The following is an 18,653-nucleotide window of genomic DNA, read 5'->3' as shown; positions in this document are numbered from 1 at the left end:
CTGGTCCAAACACATCTGATGTTTCCTACTTGGAAGTGTTCATATGATGTGTTAGACGAAATAGTTATGTAATCACAAGAAATGAGGCGTTCCATTGGATGGATACGCCAAGTAACGACGTCAAACCGGCCTTGGCTAACCAAGACCGGCGTTAGATGAATATTCAGGCATTCATGATATGTAAGAGGCCTTAAGTCTAATTACCACGTTATGGATGGCAACGAAACGAGATATTGCATCCTTTTAACCAGAATACATGGTATAGACCACAGTGAAAACAAACCTGAGACCCGATTTCGCCGGACTTTAGGGTGAAGTTGCTGCTCTCGTTTGGGACTAAAGACGGAGAAGTTTTATTTTTTGGCCCTCCATTTGAACGAAATTGCTCATCTGGACGTATAATCTCCAAACTCAGATCGGACGGTGAATGTACATGATTGAAGTTCGCAACATTTCCAAGCAATTCAAAGTGCATCAGGCACTGAACGATGTCAGCTTCACGGTTGAACAAGGCAGCGTTACCGGGCTGATCGGTCCTAACGGTTCGGGCAAAACCACCCTGATCCGCATCATGAACGGCGTTCTCGGCGCTTCGGGCGGGCAAGTGAGTATTAACGGCCTCGATCCCTTCCGTGAGACGGAGAACGTATTAGCCATATGCGGCACATTAACCGAGCAGAGCGGATTGTATGAAAATATGAGTGGGCGTGACAATCTGATCTTTTTCGCTGAAGTTTTCGGTGTACAACATGCCAAAGCACGGATTGACGAGCTCGTGGATCTGTTCGAATTGCAGGAATATCAACATCGAAAAGTAGGCACCTACAGCACAGGCATGAAAAAACGCGTAGGTCTAGCACGGGTGCTGCTGCACCGCCCCTCCATCCTTTTTCTGGATGAGCCAACCAATGGGCTTGACCCGGATGGGATTCAGATGGTCCTCCGAATCATCCGCCGGCTAAATCAGGAGGAACATATGACGATTCTCGTATCGTCTCACGTGTTATCCCAGCTTTCGGCCGTGTGTGACCGGTATATTTTTATGGAAAAGGGGCGCAAGGTTGAGGAAGGTACGGAGCAGGAGATCGTCAACCGATACCTGACCTCACCCCGGATTGAAGTTGAAGCGAACATGCCGAATGGCTGGCAAACGGTAACAGGGTATACACCGGAGGTCGTCTCCGCGAACAAAGCGATATTCCAGCTTCAAACCCGTGAAGATATTCCGTTGCTACTGCGACAATTGACTGAGCGTGGACAAGTCTATCAGGCCCGGATTACGGGCAGCGATCTGGAGAGTATTTATTTTGCCATTAGGGAGGCACACCATCATGAATAACAGACAAGCCATACGTGCACTTGTTCGTAAAGATATTCGAGCTATCACAGCCAGCGTGCAGCTCTGGCTACCCATGTTGATCGTTCCGCTGGTTATCGGGATCATTATGCCTGGCGTACTCATTTGGATAGCCTCAAGGATGGAACTTGCTTCCCTCGGCAATATGAGCTTCCTGCTTGATACGCTGGATAACCTAACCCATGCCGGGCAGATTCCGCAGCTCGCTTCGATGCCTACGGATAACCATCGTATTGTCTATTACCTGGCCTTATACATGTTCGCACCGCTGTTTCTCATCATTCCGGTGATGGCATCCAGCATTCTGACGGCCAACAGTTTTGCAGGCGAGAAGGAGCGCAAGACCCTGGAAGGTCTTCTGTTCACTCCGATGAGTATGGATACGTTATTTAAAGGCAAAGTGTTAGCTGCGTTTATTCCTTCTCTGTTGTTATCCTGGATTACCTTCATTATCTACGGAATCATTGCCAATATTCTAATGTACCCCATGTTCGGGGCATGGATGTTTCCCAATCTGAACTGGATCATTCTGGTTCTGTGGGTTGTTCCGGCGTGCAGTCTTGTGGTCATTCTGTTAAATGTACTGATCTCGGCGAAAGTGCGTGGATTTCAGGAGGCCTATCAACTCGGAGGATTGGTCGTGATTCCATTGCTTGCCCTGATTGCCGGTCAGGCGAGCGGCATGCTGCTTATCAATCCTCTCATGTTACTCCTGGTCGGAGCGGCGCTTCTGCTCATCAGTTTCATTTTGCTTCGTCTGGTCACCTTGTGGAACAGTCGTCAGCAGCTGGCTGAAAGTCAGATTTAGGCGAAATATGGTTGAGATATAACGGCGGAAGATCTGATCATCTGTCCATTTCACCCGACTGAGATGTATAACATATTTTCCATAGTTTACCGATATAACTTAAGGTGTTAATGTGTTAATTACATACATAAAGAAGAAGGGTGACGATTGATTTATGAACAAATGGACTACACGCATGCAACGCACGGTTTGCACCTTGCTGCTGTTCACACTGATCGCGGCAGCAGTGCTTGGAGGCGGGGCCAATGCTCAAGCAGCTTCCCTCAGCCAAACTACGGTATATTATGAGTCCGATGGTGTATTGTACAAAGTATCCGGTGACGGAAGCGGAACCACAGAGGTATTGCTTGATTATGAAGGAGACGGTCTGTCTGCGGCGGGATCCTATCTCTATTACACCCGTTCCGAGTCTTCCACAACGCTGCTTCGCGTTCCCAATGACGGTTCCAGCAATTCTGCTGAAACGTATGCGACAGATGTGTTGAGCTACTTTACGGATAACGGGTTCATCTATTATATGGATTCCAAAGGAACGATCTATCGTGGAAATGGCAATAGCGAAGCTTCGGCTGCCACCAAAATTGCAGACAAAGCAGATACAGATTTCCCACTGCTCGCTGTAACGAAAGGCCGTGTATATTATAACGGGCTCGTTAATGGAAACCCATGGATCGTTTCCAAAGCATCCAACGGCAGCGGAGCTGTGCAACGGATTGCTGCTGGTGCAGTGGAGAGTCGTTATTTTATGAACGTGGCCAAAAACGAACTGCAACTGATGGTGAACACTGACCCGTACGAGCAGTTCTACTCGACCAACGCCATTCTCATGTACAAGGTAAACTACAATACAGGCAAAGGTACAGCTGTTAATCCAAAAGCAAAACTGGATGTAAACGCTGTTTATGCCGGCGGCTGGGGTAACAATCTTTATGTTTATAACAAAGGCATCAAGCTGGACAGCAACAAGGATTATAATTATTCAACAGGCAAAGCCTTTGCATTGACCACTTCTGGCAAAACACTTCAGATTCACAGTAAGAGCATCCGGGAGGTCAGTCCACTGGGTACAGATAAGGTTGTAGTTGTGGATGCAGACAAAAAGGCGTATGCCAAAACCATCGCCGGGAACAAGGTATCCAAATCTGCCAACCTGAATTTGAACAGTGTCACTTTCGTAACTGCTCAGTTGACCAACGGAACGTCAACTCTTGCATATCTATCCGGTACAAATGGTCTTTATTCCGTGAGCACAGCTCTCAAAGTTACCAAGCTTGCTGGAGAAGAATGGGCAACGTTCCAGCTTCATGATGATGTTCCGGGCATGTTCTACATCAACGCAAATGATCTCTATCGTCTGTATCATGTGCAAGCCAATGGCACAGGCAAAAAGGTGCTAAGCGACGTTTTCCTGGATGATATCCTGTTGGTCGTGCCAAACTAACCCATGCATGTGGATAAACGCTTATAGCCATCTCAACATTCTTGTCCAAAATAAAGAGGATTACCCTAAGCCTTCACGGCTCTGGGTATCCTCTTTTTTTCATGGCCAAAACTATTTTTCAAAAACATCTTCCATATGAGAATGATAATTGTTATCATTGAGAAAATAAGACAAAAGGATGGTCCGTATGACTGAACAGCTTCCCTTCATTTCTGAAACCTCATCTCTACCGCTCCTCTCTTCCATGTGCCGTGTACGGCGCGGGGAGCATTTCCGTGTGCAAGGCAAGACGGTGTCCCGGCCCATGCTCTGTCTTATTTTACAAGGAGACGGTGTCCTGGTCCTGAACGATACGGTCTATACAGCCGAAGCCAATCAACTGTATGTTCTGAAGCCAGGAACAACGATTGAGGCTGCTGCACGCTCGACTGTTACGGAGTTTATAATACTTAGCATGGATACGGTATGTTTGCAGCAAGTGCGTGGCCAATGGAAAATGTCCTCCTCCTCTGGTTTCCCGTTGGATTGGGAGACAGGCAGGCTGATGGTTCGTTATGACCAACAAGCCAGAGTACGATTTGAACAATTGTATGAAGCCTATCGCGGCGTTCACCCCGATCACTTTATCAGTATACATAGCCAGCTTCATGAGCTTTTGCAGCATCTCTCGGAGAATCGGCTTGAAGAAAATTATGAGAAGGTCGATCCTGCGCTTGAACGCAGCATTATGTATATGAGAAGGTTCATGAGTGAAGGTATCAGCATGGATCAACTGGCCAAAATTGCTGGATTGACGCCAAGCTCATATTCTCGCAGTTTCAAAAAAGCCAAAGGCATGTCACCTACCGATTATCTGAATCGCTTACGCATTGACGAGGCCAAAAAACAACTCAAGCAGGAATCATGTGTACTCAAAGACGTCGCCGTATCTGTTGGCTATGGCAATGAATATTATTTTAGCCGCAAATTCAAACAAACTTTGGGGATCGCACCCAGCCTATATATGAAAAAAGACCAAATTCGCGTGGCTACGGCGTCCATGATGGGACTTCATGAGAACCTCTCTTCGCTCGGATTGCATCCCGTAGCTTCAATGGACGGATTCCATGATCGAGAGCTTGATGAAGTCGAGCAGCAACAGCGTCTAGCCACACAATTGGAGAAATTACGTCAGGCCAAGCCGGACCTGATTATCGGTGATTTTTATCATAAATCCTTTTATGATAAGCTCAAAAGTATTGCACCTACGGTCATCCTGGATCAGGCCCATGACTGGAAAGAAAATCATTTACGCTTGGCTGAACTGGTTGGACGGGAGCAACAGGCCATGCAGAATTTCAAACAGCTGGAGCTTCGCAACCTTGATATTGGGCTCCGTTTGAAGCATCATTTCGGGCAAGAACGTATTATGCTTATGCAGGTTACGAATCAGTCTATCCGGCTTCAAGAAGATACCGAGCATCCATTAAATCGCCTTATCTACGGTGAACTTGGACTAAACCCTGCACAGATCATATCTACAGATTTAATGTCAGACGAATATGCGGCAGATAGCATCCCCATGCTGGACACGGATCATCTGTTCATGAACCGAGTCTCCAATTCTCCTGTCAGTGAGAAACTGCTTCGGCGCATGAAACAAACTACCGCCTGGAATCGCTCTCCAGCTGTGTTGAAAGGTAACGTACACGATATATCCGATTGGTCTGTACTATCCTGGACCTCCAACGGACGCCATCAGATCATGGACGAACTGGAACAGATCGTTCAGCAAATTGTGACCTTATCACGTGTGGGATTAATCGGACAATTGTAAGTCATATGTTTTTCTTCATTATAAATGTACAAGTTCATAAGCAACCATGACCAAAGAGCCCTCTCCAATTTGGAAAGGGCCCTTTGCTTTTGCTGTTATTAATGTTCCTTGATCTCTTCCTTCGGAACCAGTTTGTATATTTCTTCATCTTCCATGGTATCAATCAAGCGATCCAGCCATTTGTAGTAGGCCTCTGCTTGAAGCACCTTATGCTTGTCTTCCTTGAGAATGTGAAGAAGTTCAGCATCTGCTTGTTCATCCAGGTCAGCAATCAAACGATTAAGTTCATCAACGGATTTGCGCAGTACCTGAAGGTTACTCTCCACGGCTTTTCTCCATTTAATCACAAAATAATCCGTAAACGTCTGATGCCAGTCATACTCCACTTCATATAGGTCTTTCCGGGAGCCTTTGCTCCATACTTTATTCACCATTTTTAGATCCAGCAGTGTACGTACGCCGGTACTCATGCTCGTTTTGCTCATTTCCATTTCCCGGCCCATATCGTCAAGGGTCATAGGTTTGTCTGCAAAAAAAAGCAATCCATATAAGTGTCCCGTGGACAGCGTAACGCCGTAGAGATCCATATTACGCCCAATGGCTTCAATGACGCGTTTACGGATTCTAAGAACGGTTGCCTGCTGTTCCTCTTGTAAATGGTCCAAGCTCATGCTTGCAACCTCCATTCTGAACATTCCCAGTCATGGCAAAATAATTGCAACTGTTTAAGATCCTGCTTACATGGGAAAGTATCCGGCAGGACATCCTATATGCCAACGGGCTTTAGGTTACCCCATGTATATCATGGGAGCTTTACCAAGTTGCAAACGCCTACGACTATCTTTTAACCAAAAGAAACTGCTTAGATTCAGCACATTTTCTATTGTAGGAAAAGCGATATCAAATGTAAAGGTGTCTTATTAGCCAGAATAAGGAGAATGACGGAGCATATGGACGGAAAACTTTGTACAGTTTTTACTGTACAAACATTATGTACTGTTTATTCGGTTGCTATACGGGTTAAGTATTGTTAAAATACAAAACGTTACCCAGAAAGACGGGAAGCGAAGCAACGATTACCGGATTTCGTGGCTGGGCGCATAAGTGTATGGGCTTGTGGATGCTGAAAGCCGTTCGAAGTGCACAACACATCAGAAGGGGTGAAAACATGACCATACTTGAAGTAAAGAATGTAAGTAAACTGTTTGGCCCCCAAACCGAGCAAGGTCTACAATTACTTGAGCAAGGTTGGGGCAAAGAAAAGTTGGCCAAAGAAAAACAGATAACGGTTGGTGTTAACCGGGTCAACATGGAGATTCAGGAAGGTGAAATTTTCGTCATCATGGGGCTGTCCGGAAGTGGTAAGTCGACACTTGTTCGGATGTTCAATCGTCTGATTGAACCTACATCCGGAGAAATTCTTGTCCATGGTAAAGATCTACGTAAGATGAACAAAGAACAATTGCGTGAAGTGCGTCGGAAAACGATCAGCATGGTATTCCAGAAGTTTGCGTTATTCCCGCACCGTACCGTTCTCGATAATGTGGAGTATGGTCTCGAAGTTCAAAAGGTAGATAAAGATGAACGTCGGGAAAAAGCAAAAACGTCGCTTGAACTGGTTGGCCTTAAAGGCTGGGAAGATAAAATGCCGGATGAGCTGAGTGGCGGGATGCAGCAACGTGTAGGTTTGGCCCGTGCGCTGGCGAATGATCCGGAAGTACTGCTAATGGATGAAGCATTCAGTGCACTTGATCCACTGATTCGTCGTGATATGCAGGATGAGCTGATTGAGCTTCAGGATAAAATGAAAAAAACCATTATTTTCATTACCCATGACTTGGACGAAGCGCTGCGCATCGGCGATCGTATTGCCCTCATGAAAGACGGCGCAGTCGTGCAGATCGGTACTCCGGAAGAAATCATGATTCAACCGGCCAATTCATATGTGGCCCGCTTCGTCGAAGACGTGGACTTGTCCAAGGTCCTTACAGCATCTCATGTTATGCGACGTCCTGAAACGATTACGCTTGACCGTGGTCCTCGTGTTGCCCTCGAATTAATGCGCGAACGTGGTATTTCCAACCTGTTTGTCATTGACCGTTCGAAGAAGCTGCTTGGTGTCATTACAGCAGAAGATGCAACCCGCGCGATGCGCGAAAACAAAGTGTTGAACGATATTCTGATCACGGATGGGCCGACTGTAGCGCCAGAAACCCTGATTCATGAATTGTTCGAAATTGTAAGTTCAGCCCATGTGCCGCTCGCTGTTGTTGGCGAAACTGGCCGTCTGCAAGGTGTTATCGTCCGCGGTGCCCTGCTTGGAGCACTAAGCGGTGAAGTTGCAGTAAAGGAGGAACTTGTGAATGATTCCCAAAATACCACTAGCATCGTGGATTGAAGCGATTGTTGACTGGATGAGCACCTCGCTCTCCGGATTATTTAAAGTCATTTCTGTTGTTATTCAGGAGGTTGTCGGATTTTTCTCCGGGCTGTTCATGCTCCCCCATCCGCTCCTGTTTATTGTAATACTTGGTGTATTGGCATATCTTGTTGGCCGAATACCACTGACCCTGTTTACAGTTATCGGTTTCTTGCTCGTAGATAACCTCGGATATTGGTCCCAATCGATGGATACTTTGGGCCTCGTTATTACGTCAGGATTAGTCTCCATTCTGCTTGGTGTTCCCATCGGTATCTGGCTCGCATACAGCAAAACTGCAGCCCGGATTATTACACCATTGCTTGACTTTATGCAGACCATGCCTGCATTTGTCTACTTGCTGCCAGCGGTAACCTTCTTCAGCCTTGGTGTGGTTCCCGGTGTTATCGCGTCCGTTATATTCGCGATTCCACCAACGATTCGCCTGACTCATCTCGGAATTAAGCAGGTATCTGGCGAACTGGTCGAAGCAGCGGATGCTTTTGGCTCTACGTCCATGCAAAAGTTGTTCAAAGTACAGCTTCCACTCGCGTTGCCTACCGTAATGTCAGGGATTAACCAAACTATTATGCTGTCGCTGTCCATGGTTGTTATTGCTTCCATGATCGGTGCACAGGGTATTGGTGCGGAAGTCTATCGTGCGGTAACACAGTTGCAGATTGGTAAAGGTTTTGAAGCAGGTCTGGCTGTCGTGGTTCTTGCGATCGTACTTGACCGTTTCACTCAAAATCTGTTTATGCCAGGCCGTAAGAAAAGCTCACGCTTCTCAGCGAAACAAAAAGCCTGGATTACTGCTGCAGCCACATTTGTTGTGCTCGTAGCTGGTTTCTCACAATACTTTGTTGGCGGCAACAGTACTTCTGCCGGCGGTAACAACACTCCAGCGAATGCTGTAGGTGAAGAAGTCAAATATCAGATCATTGGTATTGATCCGGGTGCAGGCATTATGAAATCCGCTGCCAAAGCCATTGAAGATTATCATCTGACGGACTGGACCCTGATTGAAGGATCTGGTGCAGCGATGACTGCCACACTGGACAAAGCCATTAAAGCTGAACAACCGATCATTATTACAGGCTGGACTCCACACTGGATGTTCAACAAATATGATCTAAAATATCTGGATGATCCCGAAAAATCTTTCGGTGATGCTGAAGAAATTCACACCATCGCACGTAAAGGCTTGAAAGGAGATCACCCGGTTGCTTATGAATTCCTGTCCCGTTTCCAATGGACATCAGATGAAATGGGCGAAATGATGAGTGCCATCCAAAATGGTACATCTCCAGAAGAAGCCGCAAAAGACTACGCTGAGAAACATGCAGACCAGATTGACGAATGGACCAAAGGTCTGACGCCAGTTAACGGTGATGCATTTAAACTTAGCTATGTAGCCTGGGATTCTGAGATCGCGAGTACTAACCTGTTGAAATATGTCATGGAAAGCAAACTTGGCTATAAAGTGAACGCCCTGCAAGTTGAAGCTGGACCTATGTGGACGGGTGTCGCCTCAGGCGACGTAGATGCCTCTCCAGCAGCTTGGCTGCCATTGACTCACGCTGACTACTGGGAACGCTACAAAGACCAGGTGGATGATCTGGGAGCCAACATGACCGGTGTACGCACAGGGCTCGTTGTTCCTGCCTACATGACAGACGTTAATTCGATTGCAGATTTGGAAACAGGTGCTTCTTCCTCCACTCCATCGGCGAATGCCAATGTGGGAAATGAAGTGAATCACCAAATTATCGGTATCGATCCAGGTGCCGGAATTATGAAATCCACAGCGAGTGCCATTGAGAAATACGGTTTGTCTGACTGGAAACTGGTTGAAGGTTCAGGAGCCGCAATGACAGCTACACTGGATAAAGCCGTTAAGAATAAGGAACCGGTTATCGTTACCGGTTGGACACCGCATTGGATGTTCAACGCATATGACCTGAAATACCTGGACGATCCGGAAGGCGTCTACGGTGAAGCAGAACAAATTCATACCATTGCCCGCAAAGGGTTAAAGGAAGACAAACCTGTCGCTTATGAATTCCTGGATCGCTTCTCTTGGACACCTGAGGATATGGGTGAAATCATGGTCGCCATTCAAAACGGAGATGATCCCCAAAAAGCCGCAGCAGCTTTTGCCGAGAAGCATAGCGACAAAGTGGCTGAATGGACCAAAGGTCTGACCCCGGTGAATGGAGATCCCATTAAACTGAGTTACGTAGCCTGGGACTCCGAGATTGCAAGTACCAACTTGCTGGAGTACATTCTGAAAGAAAAACTGGGTTACAAAGTAACCTCCCTTCAAGTGGAAATCGGTCCAATGTGGACCGGCATTGCCAATGGTGATGTAGATGCAACTCCAGCTGCATGGTTGCCACTCACCTCTGCAGATTATTTCAACAAATACAAGGATCAGATTGATGATCTCGGTCCAAATATGGACGGTGCCAAAACAGGTCTGGTTGTACCAACCTATATGGACATCAATTCCATTGAAGATTTAAAAGATAATTAAACCAGATTGAGATGGATAAACCTGAATTTGGAAAAAAGACCACCGAAATTTTTCGGTGGTCTTTTTTAGTGTAACTTTTAATTGAGTAGGTAAGCTAATGGGTTAAAGCTATTAGGGGTTTAAAGGCTGTGAAACTGAATTATGTACTCAGGCTCTACAAATTTCTTTTCTTTTTCTATGCTTACCCAATCAGCAACAATAATACGCCAATGGTAATTAGCACAATACCTAAAATGCTATACACCACTCTTGCACCCTGGCGTCCAATGGTTTTCACAAAAAGACCTGCTCTAAAACTCTTCATAAACCAATCCCAATTGTTGATTCCACCCAACAAACTGAAAATCCCTGCGGCAATAGCCAGTAGTGCGATTAAAACCGGTTGATCTTGCATGTCAACACTCCTTCAATATAATCCTGTCTACTATACCTTCCTCTGGTAAAAATGAACAGTCATTAATTAGTAAAAAAACAGCTTGCAGATAAAGGTCTGCAAGCTGTTTTCATTAGAGTATTTGCTCCCTTTTTCATAGGAAGATTGACTAGTCTTATTACTTCACCTGAAACTCACTCGCTGACATCAATAAGGTTACAACTTCAGCACGAGTTGCTTCAGCGAGCGGGTTAAACATGTTCTTGCCTGCGCCTTTCACCAGTCCTGCATCATATGCAGCTGCAATATAAGGTACGGCCCATGCAGGTACTTTATTTGCATCTGCAAAGATTAGTGTGGCATTCGATTTAACTGGAAGTCCGAGCGCTCTTACGAGCATAACCGTCATCTCTACACGGGATACTTTGCCGGATGCACGGAACGTCTCATCCGTATAGCCACTAATGATCCCTTGTTCTACAGCTTGAGCAATAAAGGATTGTGCCCATGCTGGAATTTTGGAAGCATCCTTAAACGTCAACGCCTTACTGCTAGCTGGAAGTTCAAATGCTCTTGCCAGCATTACAATGAACTCGGCGCGTGTTGCCGGTGCATTTGGACGGAAATTACCGTCCTGATATCCATTCACAATTCCCCGGGAAATGCCCTGCTCAATGGCTGCTGCTGCCCAGTGATTGCCGATATCTTTCAAAATCACACCCGGATTGGTTGGTGTAGTACCGCCACCATTCCCATTACCCGGAACGGAAGGTGTTGTAGGCATGGTCGGAGTTGTTGGAGTTGTTGGATCCGTTGGGGTTACAGGTGTGGTTGGTGTCGTTGTACCTCCACCACTATTACCACTGCCCGGATTACTTCCGTTGTCTCCACCGCCATTACCAGGATTGCTTCCATTCCCGTCACCCGGAAGTGGAGCTCCCTTCAGATCAGTACTGCGTCCTTCCGTTGTCTGATTTACCGTACCTACACGGTCCAGATGTTCGTGGAAGATTTCATAATCCACCAGATTCAGTTCATAGTAACGGTTATCATCTTTCGCCGCTCTCATGGCGCGGTAAAAGTCTCCACCGTTAGCCATAAACGAGTTCGTCGCTACGATGTAGTATCCGTTTGGATCGATGTCCGTGTACGTCCCATTGGCATTCTTAATCTGTACTTTGAGCACGCGTTGACCGACTTGGGTCACCGTATTCGTTATGGCATCAATTTTCTCGCCCGGCTTCGTGGAATCGTAGTAGAAACGCATGCCTGAAACTTGTGGAAAGCGTCCTTCTCCTGTTTCCACACCGCTCACGCCATTTTCCAGCGCAGCCGTAATTTCCTTGCCTGTCATTTTCAGAGCAGACAGGTTGTTGCCGAAGGGCATTACGGTTAACAAATCACCCAACGTGATATTTCCTTTTTGGAATGACGCCCGAATGCCTCCACCGTTTTGGATAGCGACATATCCTTTAACGTCGTTCTCCTTCACAATGGATTTCACTTTCTCCAGCATGCCGTCTGTCATCAGGTTCCCCAGGTTGGTTTCCTGCTTGCGCACACTTCCGCGCTCTCCATCGAGCAATACATTCGTTTTACCAATAACTTCTTTTTTGAACTCAGCCAGAGGTTCCGCATAGCCTTCTAATTTCTTGGCTGCTTCCTTATCATCTGCGTAAACATAATTACCGGTGGCATCCTTCGCATCCAGGTTCAGCAATTTGCCGTTCCATGTTTTCAGTACGCCTGCTTCGTTGAACGTTACATCCAGTTGACCCAGGGAAACGTCATATTCTCCCGTCTGTACGACCAGCGTCGGATCGGTGTGTGTATCTACAACCACCGGTTTGTTGAGAATAGTATGTGAATGACCACCCACTACGATGTCGATGCCTTCCACCGCCTCTGCCAGCTTCAGGTCCTCTGAGTAACCCAGATGCGTCAGCGCAATGATTTTGTTAATGCCTTCATCTTGCAGCATGTTCACTGTCGCCTGAGCACTTGCTTTGTAATCCTCAAACTTGAGATCATCTCCCGGCGAGGACAGGGATACGGTGTCCGGTGTCGTCAAACCAAAGATTCCGACTTTCTCGCCGTTCACTTCAGTAATAATGGCCGGATAGATTTGGGAATTCTCGCCTGGATTTCCGATGTTACCGTTGTACAGGCCACCCAAATTCGCATCCTTGGTATAGTCAATATTGGCACTAACAAATGGGAATTCCGCTTGTTCAATAAACGCCTTGAGTACACTTGGGCCTTTATCAAACTCATGGTTTCCGAAGGTCATCACATCGTATCCGATCATGTTCATGAACTCCAGATCCGCCAGACCGTTAAAGAGGTTAAAGTACAATGTACCAGAGAATACGTCCCCTGCATCCAGCACCAGGGTGTTATCATTGCGTGTTTCCTTAATAGCTGTTACGCGGCGCGGGATGTTATCCAAATGCGCGTGCGTATCATTGGTGTGCAATACACGCAGGTTGAAGTCGCCCTCTTCTGAGGTGCTTCCAATGCTTAGCTGTGCAAGCAACGGATCATGGTCACTGACACGCCCATGTGAATCTTCGAAATCAGCATTCACATGAACCGCTTCGATAGCAGCTGTATCGGACAGATTTTTGCTCACCAGAATGTGATCCAGTGTCTGAGAGTTTCCGTCATAGATGTATGAATAACGCTTGTTCTCTGGCAGTTTGTTTACCAGATTGTCCAGTTCATTACCTTCGATAATATTCAATGTTTTGGAGAACTGGAAGTCATTGAAGTCGCCAAGCACAGCAACATTTACCTCAGGGTCTTTACTTAGCAGTTCCTTAACAAAACTGTTCACAGCAGTCGCCTGTCGTGCACGTTGAATCTCACTACTTCTTATCGCAGGCTGTATACTTCCGTAGGGCTTCAGATCGCCACCTTTGGAATTCAGATGATTTGCAATCACAACAACGCGTTCTTCGTTGAACTCGAATTCAGCAGCGAGCGGCTTACGCGAGCTTGCAAAAGCATCGTTTGTTGGATCAATCCGTCCAGGATTCAGGGACAAGCTCCCGTCCGTTTCCACTTGGATACCCGTTACTGCATCCCCTTTATTTCCTTGTTTCAGGGTTACACGTGACTCATTGTATAAGAATCCTACACGAATGTTCCCGCCCGGAGCTCCACCATCCTTATTGTTTTCTGGAGCAATATCCGTGTATTTATAGGTAGGACCACCTTTAGATGCAATAGCATCAATCAGGGTTTGGAAACTTGCATCTGCAACAGTTGTTCCACTATCTGTAGCTCCATCATTATCTTGTACTTCCATTATGCCAATAATATCCGGATTCTTTAGATTATTGACTACAATTCCACCGATTTTGACAGCTCTCGCTGCATCCTTCTTGCTGAAATTTTCCACATTAAAAGTTGCAATCGTCAACTTACCATCGGCCTGCTGAATCGTCGTTGTTGCTTGCTCAAGCCCACCGGAAGTGATGACTGGAAGATTCCCCTCCGGATTCACCTTGAAATTGCCGTTGGAATAACTCATAACTCCTTTGACGGTCTCGGTAAGTTTATCACCTGTTTTGACCGCCTGAGAGGGCTTTTTGTTAATGAACAATCGTTGCGGATTAAGCGTACTCTCGTATGGTTCTGTACCATCCGCAGTCAGAATAACACCTCCTGCTGGTGTACGTACCGGATTATTCAAACCATTGTCAACGACAACTGCCAGACCCGGTTCACTGGAGTACGGACCGGTAATCGTTGCATTATCAAGTTGTACTCTCATGCCTTCCAAACTCTCATAAAAGTCGATCGCATCCATCTCCGGGTTAAACTCCCCGAACTGATCTGAATCAATTACAGTAGGGATAATTCGACCGTTAGTTCCCAGAATCACAGGCTCAGGAAGTTCTTGGTTATTGTCTTCAACCGTAATTGCCGTTGCAACGATCTCTGTCGTAGACAGCTCAGTCGTCGCTGTTGCATATTCTTTGACTTGACCCGACACCTTCACCTTGTTGCCTACTGTCATTCCATGAGAAGACTTATAGATGAGTATACCTTCGGATGTTTTTACATCGTCATCTTCCATTCCAGGAATCTCCTGTATATAGAAGGAACTTGCATTTACAACATAAGTCACAATACCTTCGACATTCTGAACAGCCAAACCATCATACAAAGAATTATGGGAAGCTCCTTGAATATCATGGATTCTAAGATTGTCCAGTTCATGAAGAACTTTGTAAGTAAAGCTATACACATCACTTGTATTTCCATCTGATACAGCAATCGCTTTTACAACCATGTCCTCGTCTACTGTAATCGGAGCACTGTACTTTGTGGATGTTTGGGTTGGCTCAGTCCCATCAACCGTGTAATAGATTTCTGCTTCTGCCGTTGGCGAGGATAATGTCACTGTTGATCCTTTGACAATACCGCCTGATGGAACACTGGCTGTAACAGAGAGCAGATTTTCGACAACATCCGATGCTTTACGTGGAATCAGTTCAAGACCATAACTTGTATGATAGGTCATAACCCCTGTCACTTTTTCGTATGTTTTGCCTGTTGCCAGTGCAGTAGGGCTATTTTTGGCATAGATCGTAATCTCTCCACCATCGGCATCTGTCGCATAAAAGGTGGAACTGCTGCTTCTTGTCACTGTAACAGCGTTGACTTCGACAAGCATCCCTTCATAAATGCCACCTGCACCCTTTCCTCCGCCTTCAGCAGGTGTGAAGTCTTTGGATGTCAGTGTAACCGGTTCAGGGATATCTAGTGTTTTATCCAAGACCTTAATATAACCGCCTGGAAATCCTGTCTTGTCCTTCTCTACCTGAAGCAAACCGTTATAGATCGTCAGCGGACCATATGCTTCAATACGGTCACCTCGCTCCACGGTGGCGTCTGTTCCACGAATGACAATTCCTGCATGTTCATCCTGAATGTACAGATTCGCCAATCCTCCGGATTCTTCTCGGTAGGTTACAATCCCTTGTACAGTAACCGGTGTATTCTCAGATTTATTTCGTGCTTCGGAGATTGAAATGGGGGTGTTGTTGACGATGGTGTAGTCAAAACGGGTAACATCACTATTGTCGATCCCTTCTTTGGCTGCGTAGGTCTCAATGTGAGTTGCATCATTTACCGTGATGGGCACGGTGTAAGGAAGATAATCAACGTCCGCATTCTGCTTGTAGTATACAGTTGCACCAACTGTGGTTGTTTCCAAGGCCACCTTGGCCCCTGTTGGAACTGCGCCTGAAGTAGGATTAGCTGTGACGTTTGCCACTTTAGTTACAGGAGTCTCATCGATCAGTTGGAAGGTTGTTGAAGTGGAGTCAATGTATTTGAGGCCAGGAAGAGATAGATAGGAAGCTAGCGTTCCATTGGTTATCCTGACTTTTTTTCCAAAAAGCTCGGGATTTTTATTTAATCCAAATATGTCACGTACTGAGGTATCACTGGGAATTTGAACAGACATAATCTTGCTTAAATCCGTTTCCCCTGGAGTATCGGCAAGTCCGAAATTACTTCCTCCACTAAACGGAGCTTCGGTTTGAAGTTGGTTTTTAGAATTATTGTTAAAGTACCCGATAACGTATCCTTCTACTGTCCCCGGCAATCCATCATTGTTGCGAGCTATCGCCTGAGCAACCGTTAACGGATCGTCAGCCGCGGCTACTTTGTTGCTGAACAAACCGGCTGGTATGGCACCTGTAATCAGCACGACCATGGCTAAGAATAATCTGAGCCAACTCTTCACTTGCTTACTATGCATCTTTTTCCTACCCCCATGTTTTGAATTTGCAATCATTTGTTCAGATAGCTTGTACATTAGTTCAAATATAAGATAACTGAACTTCTATTTGGTGTAAATAATATTCTTTTAAAATGATATAAAATAGAACATAAACATCACAAAATTGATAATAAAAAATAAAAATCAGTAAAAAAGTACTACATCACAGCTTTTTTATGTCAGATTTATTGCCTTAGCAGTAAGTTTCTGTGTATAACAGCCTATATTAAGTTACTTAAACTAACATAAAGAGATAAAAATCTCTGTATTCGACATATATTGATAGATATCCCCATAGCCAATTCGCCTCAAAGCGATTTTGTTCAAGATCTACTCACAGCAAAACGATGCGACAGTCAGGGTTGACCATCGCATACGTCTCACTCGTTATGACGTCCTTAGTTAAGCCATACATTCCAAATTTGCTATATCCAGCCTAAAGTTTGTCCTATTTTAAGAAATAAGTTACTTCTTCACCGTGCTGTTATACTGCCCAATCTTGTCTGTAATTTGCTTCGCTGCTGCATCCAATACGTCTTGCGGTGTACCTTGTCCATTCAGAACTGTCTCGATCGCTCCTTCGACAATTTGACGGGCTTCGGGGAATACACCCATTACGGCCCCGGATGTTGCTGTCGAATCAGCGGAAGCGTGCAATTGGTCGACTGCTGTCTGGAATTGCGGGTACTTCGCCATATTATCCTTTAATACTTGCTCATCGTAGGCTGCTGTCGTAATAGGGAAGTATCCTGTCGCAACACTCCAGTGGGCTTGCACCTCTGGTGTAGCCAGGTACTTGATGAATTCCCAAGCGGCTTGCTGTTGAGCTTCGGATTTGTTGTTCATGATATACAAGCTTGCGCCACCAACAACAACGCCGCCTTCTTTGGCATCTGCTGGACGTGGCAGGAAGCCTGTTCCCAGCTCAAACTTGCCGCCAGCACCCTCTACAATTTTCCGCAATCCAGCGGTGGAATCCAGCGTCATACCGATTTGCTGTGCGGTAAACGCAGCGGTCGTATCGTCAGTGCTACGTCCCAGATTAGAGATAGTTTTCTCGTCCATCATCTTTTTCCACCATGTCAAAGTCTTCACACCAGCTTCGGAGTTCAGCATGGATTCAGTCGCTGCACCGTTTCTTCCGTTACCATTGTTTACATAATCTGCATTCTGGTTCGCGAAGAACTGTTCCATAAACCAGCCATAGATGGCCATGGATGCACCTGGTTTACCGTCTTTCGCCAGTGCTTTGGCTGCTTGTTCAAACTCTTCATATGTCTTAGGCGGGTTCTCCGGATCCAGACCTGCTGCTTTGAACATATCTTTGTTGTAATACAGAATCGGGTTCGATGTGTTGAATGGCATCGCGTTCAATTTGCCATCGATGGTGTAATAACGGATGATATTGGGTTCCAGTTGAGACAGGTCGAACTTGTCTTTATCAATGAATTGTTGTACCGGCGTAATCATGCCCGAATCGATCATGAACTTACTGCCAATCTCGTACACCTGGATAATGTCCGGACCACTGTCCGATCCCATCGAAGCTTTGAGTTTGTTCAGGCTCTCATCATATTTCCCCTGATAGATTGCCTTCACCTGAATGTCCGGGTGACTTGCGTTGAAATCGGAAGCGAGTTGATTAATGGCTTTCTCCCCTGCACCCGACATCGAATGCCACCATGTCAGTTGTACCGGTTCAGCAGCTGCGGCATCTGCCTGCGCTCCGCCCGTTGTGCTTGTTGTTTCGGTTTTTCCGCCACAAGCGGACAATACCAGCATAAGTGCAGCCAACATCAATGCAAATGTTCCTCTTTTTTTCAAACGAAACCCGATCATAATCGCTCTCCTTTTTTTTGGGCTCTCGTCACAATAAGTGCTTTAATTTCTGCAAGGTGGCCGTTACGGATTCGAATCGTTCTTTTGATCGCTGTTATCCCCGGATTTTTTCACATTCCCGTTTCATAGGGGAAAATCCGGGGATAAAGGCGCACGCTTCGCTTCTTCAGAATCGATTCTTCTCCTTCACTACTTTTGCAGTTTCTGAAAGACTTATTTCAAGAGTGAGCCTTGTTTATTCGCTCCTGGGTATCCAAACCGCCAACC

General features: G+C 46.0%; 10 protein-coding genes. 6 read left to right on the top strand and 4 right to left on the bottom strand.

Translation table 11 applies throughout. The features are described 5' to 3' along the window. Positions 1 to 433: 433 nt before the first annotated feature. The 4 genes from ACDJ58_RS05415 to ACDJ58_RS05400 all read left to right on the top strand — a co-directional run bounded on the left by ACDJ58_RS05415 (position 434) and on the right by ACDJ58_RS05400 (position 5,422). A complete protein-coding gene (locus tag ACDJ58_RS05415; protein WP_413376144.1) occupies positions 434 to 1,339 on the top strand; it encodes an ABC transporter ATP-binding protein in 906 nt (301 codons plus the stop codon). Continuing rightward, positions 1,332 to 2,165, top strand: coding sequence for an ABC transporter permease (locus tag ACDJ58_RS05410; RefSeq protein ID WP_413376142.1), 834 nt, complete (start codon positions 1,332 to 1,334; stop codon positions 2,163 to 2,165). The genes ACDJ58_RS05415 and ACDJ58_RS05410 overlap by 8 nt, the downstream gene beginning before the upstream one ends. 154 nt (positions 2,166 to 2,319) lie before the next feature. After that, entirely contained in the window at positions 2,320 to 3,606 is a 1,287-nt protein-coding gene (locus ACDJ58_RS05405) for a DUF5050 domain-containing protein (protein ID WP_413376140.1), read from the top strand. A gap of 187 nt (positions 3,607 to 3,793) precedes the next feature. After that, on the top strand, positions 3,794 to 5,422 hold the full coding sequence (locus ACDJ58_RS05400) for a helix-turn-helix domain-containing protein (RefSeq protein ID WP_413376138.1): 1,629 nt from the start codon (positions 3,794 to 3,796) through the stop codon (positions 5,420 to 5,422). 98 nt (positions 5,423 to 5,520) lie between these two features. Here the strand turns inward: ACDJ58_RS05400 and ACDJ58_RS05395 are convergent, their stop codons facing one another. Then, positions 5,521 to 6,093, bottom strand: coding sequence for a GbsR/MarR family transcriptional regulator (locus tag ACDJ58_RS05395; protein WP_063564456.1), 573 nt, complete (start codon positions 6,091 to 6,093; stop codon positions 5,521 to 5,523). Between the two features lie 497 nt (positions 6,094 to 6,590). Here ACDJ58_RS05395 and ACDJ58_RS05390 point away from each other — a divergent pair, with 497 nt between their 5' ends. Further along, a complete protein-coding gene (locus ACDJ58_RS05390; protein ID WP_063564457.1) occupies positions 6,591 to 7,820 on the top strand; it encodes a quaternary amine ABC transporter ATP-binding protein in 1,230 nt (409 codons plus the stop codon). After that, positions 7,786 to 10,377, top strand: a complete 2,592-nt coding sequence (locus tag ACDJ58_RS05385) for a glycine betaine ABC transporter substrate-binding protein (RefSeq protein ID WP_413376135.1) — start codon at positions 7,786 to 7,788, stop codon at positions 10,375 to 10,377. The genes ACDJ58_RS05390 and ACDJ58_RS05385 overlap by 35 nt, the downstream gene beginning before the upstream one ends. A 181-nt stretch (positions 10,378 to 10,558) precedes the next feature. Here the strand turns inward: ACDJ58_RS05385 and ACDJ58_RS05380 are convergent, their stop codons facing one another. The 3 genes from ACDJ58_RS05380 to ACDJ58_RS05370 form a co-directional block, all read right to left on the bottom strand. Continuing rightward, positions 10,559 to 10,771, bottom strand: a complete 213-nt coding sequence (locus ACDJ58_RS05380; protein WP_413376133.1) for an immunity 17 family protein — start codon at positions 10,769 to 10,771, stop codon at positions 10,559 to 10,561. A 157-nt stretch (positions 10,772 to 10,928) separates the two neighbouring features. Further along, positions 10,929 to 16,526, bottom strand: a complete 5,598-nt coding sequence (locus ACDJ58_RS05375) for a 5'-nucleotidase C-terminal domain-containing protein (RefSeq protein WP_413376131.1) — start codon at positions 16,524 to 16,526, stop codon at positions 10,929 to 10,931. A gap of 486 nt (positions 16,527 to 17,012) precedes the next feature. Next, positions 17,013 to 18,386: an ABC transporter substrate-binding protein gene (locus tag ACDJ58_RS05370; RefSeq protein ID WP_413376129.1), complete on the bottom strand. Its 1,374-nt coding sequence runs from the start codon at positions 18,384 to 18,386 to the stop codon at positions 17,013 to 17,015. Between the last annotated feature and the right edge of the window lie 267 nt (positions 18,387 to 18,653).

The organism is Paenibacillus taichungensis, assembly GCF_047302525.1.
Taxonomy (GTDB): Bacteria; Bacillota; Bacilli; order Paenibacillales; family Paenibacillaceae; genus Paenibacillus; species Paenibacillus taichungensis_B.
Note: the sequence above shows the minus strand (reverse complement) of the source record. Positions and strands in the feature narration are given on the sequence as shown.

Excerpts from the sequence above, each read along its gene's own strand:
- ACDJ58_RS05400 (WP_413376138.1), top strand. The coding sequence starts at position 3,794 with ATGACTGAACAGCTTCCCTTCATTTCTGAAACCTCATCTCTACCGCTC.
- ACDJ58_RS05385 (WP_413376135.1), top strand. The coding sequence starts at position 7,786 with ATGATTCCCAAAATACCACTAGCATCGTGGATTGAAGCGATTGTTGAC.
- ACDJ58_RS05395 (WP_063564456.1), bottom strand. The coding sequence starts at position 6,093 with ATGAGCTTGGACCATTTACAAGAGGAACAGCAGGCAACCGTTCTTAGA.
- ACDJ58_RS05370 (WP_413376129.1), bottom strand. The coding sequence starts at position 18,386 with ATGATCGGGTTTCGTTTGAAAAAAAGAGGAACATTTGCATTGATGTTG.
- ACDJ58_RS05375 (WP_413376131.1), bottom strand. The coding sequence starts at position 16,526 with ATGCATAGTAAGCAAGTGAAGAGTTGGCTCAGATTATTCTTAGCCATG.
- ACDJ58_RS05390 (WP_063564457.1), top strand. The coding sequence starts at position 6,591 with ATGACCATACTTGAAGTAAAGAATGTAAGTAAACTGTTTGGCCCCCAA.
- ACDJ58_RS05405 (WP_413376140.1), top strand. The coding sequence starts at position 2,320 with ATGAACAAATGGACTACACGCATGCAACGCACGGTTTGCACCTTGCTG.
- ACDJ58_RS05380 (WP_413376133.1), bottom strand. The coding sequence starts at position 10,771 with ATGCAAGATCAACCGGTTTTAATCGCACTACTGGCTATTGCCGCAGGG.
- ACDJ58_RS05415 (WP_413376144.1), top strand. The coding sequence starts at position 434 with ATGATTGAAGTTCGCAACATTTCCAAGCAATTCAAAGTGCATCAGGCA.
- ACDJ58_RS05410 (WP_413376142.1), top strand. The coding sequence starts at position 1,332 with ATGAATAACAGACAAGCCATACGTGCACTTGTTCGTAAAGATATTCGA.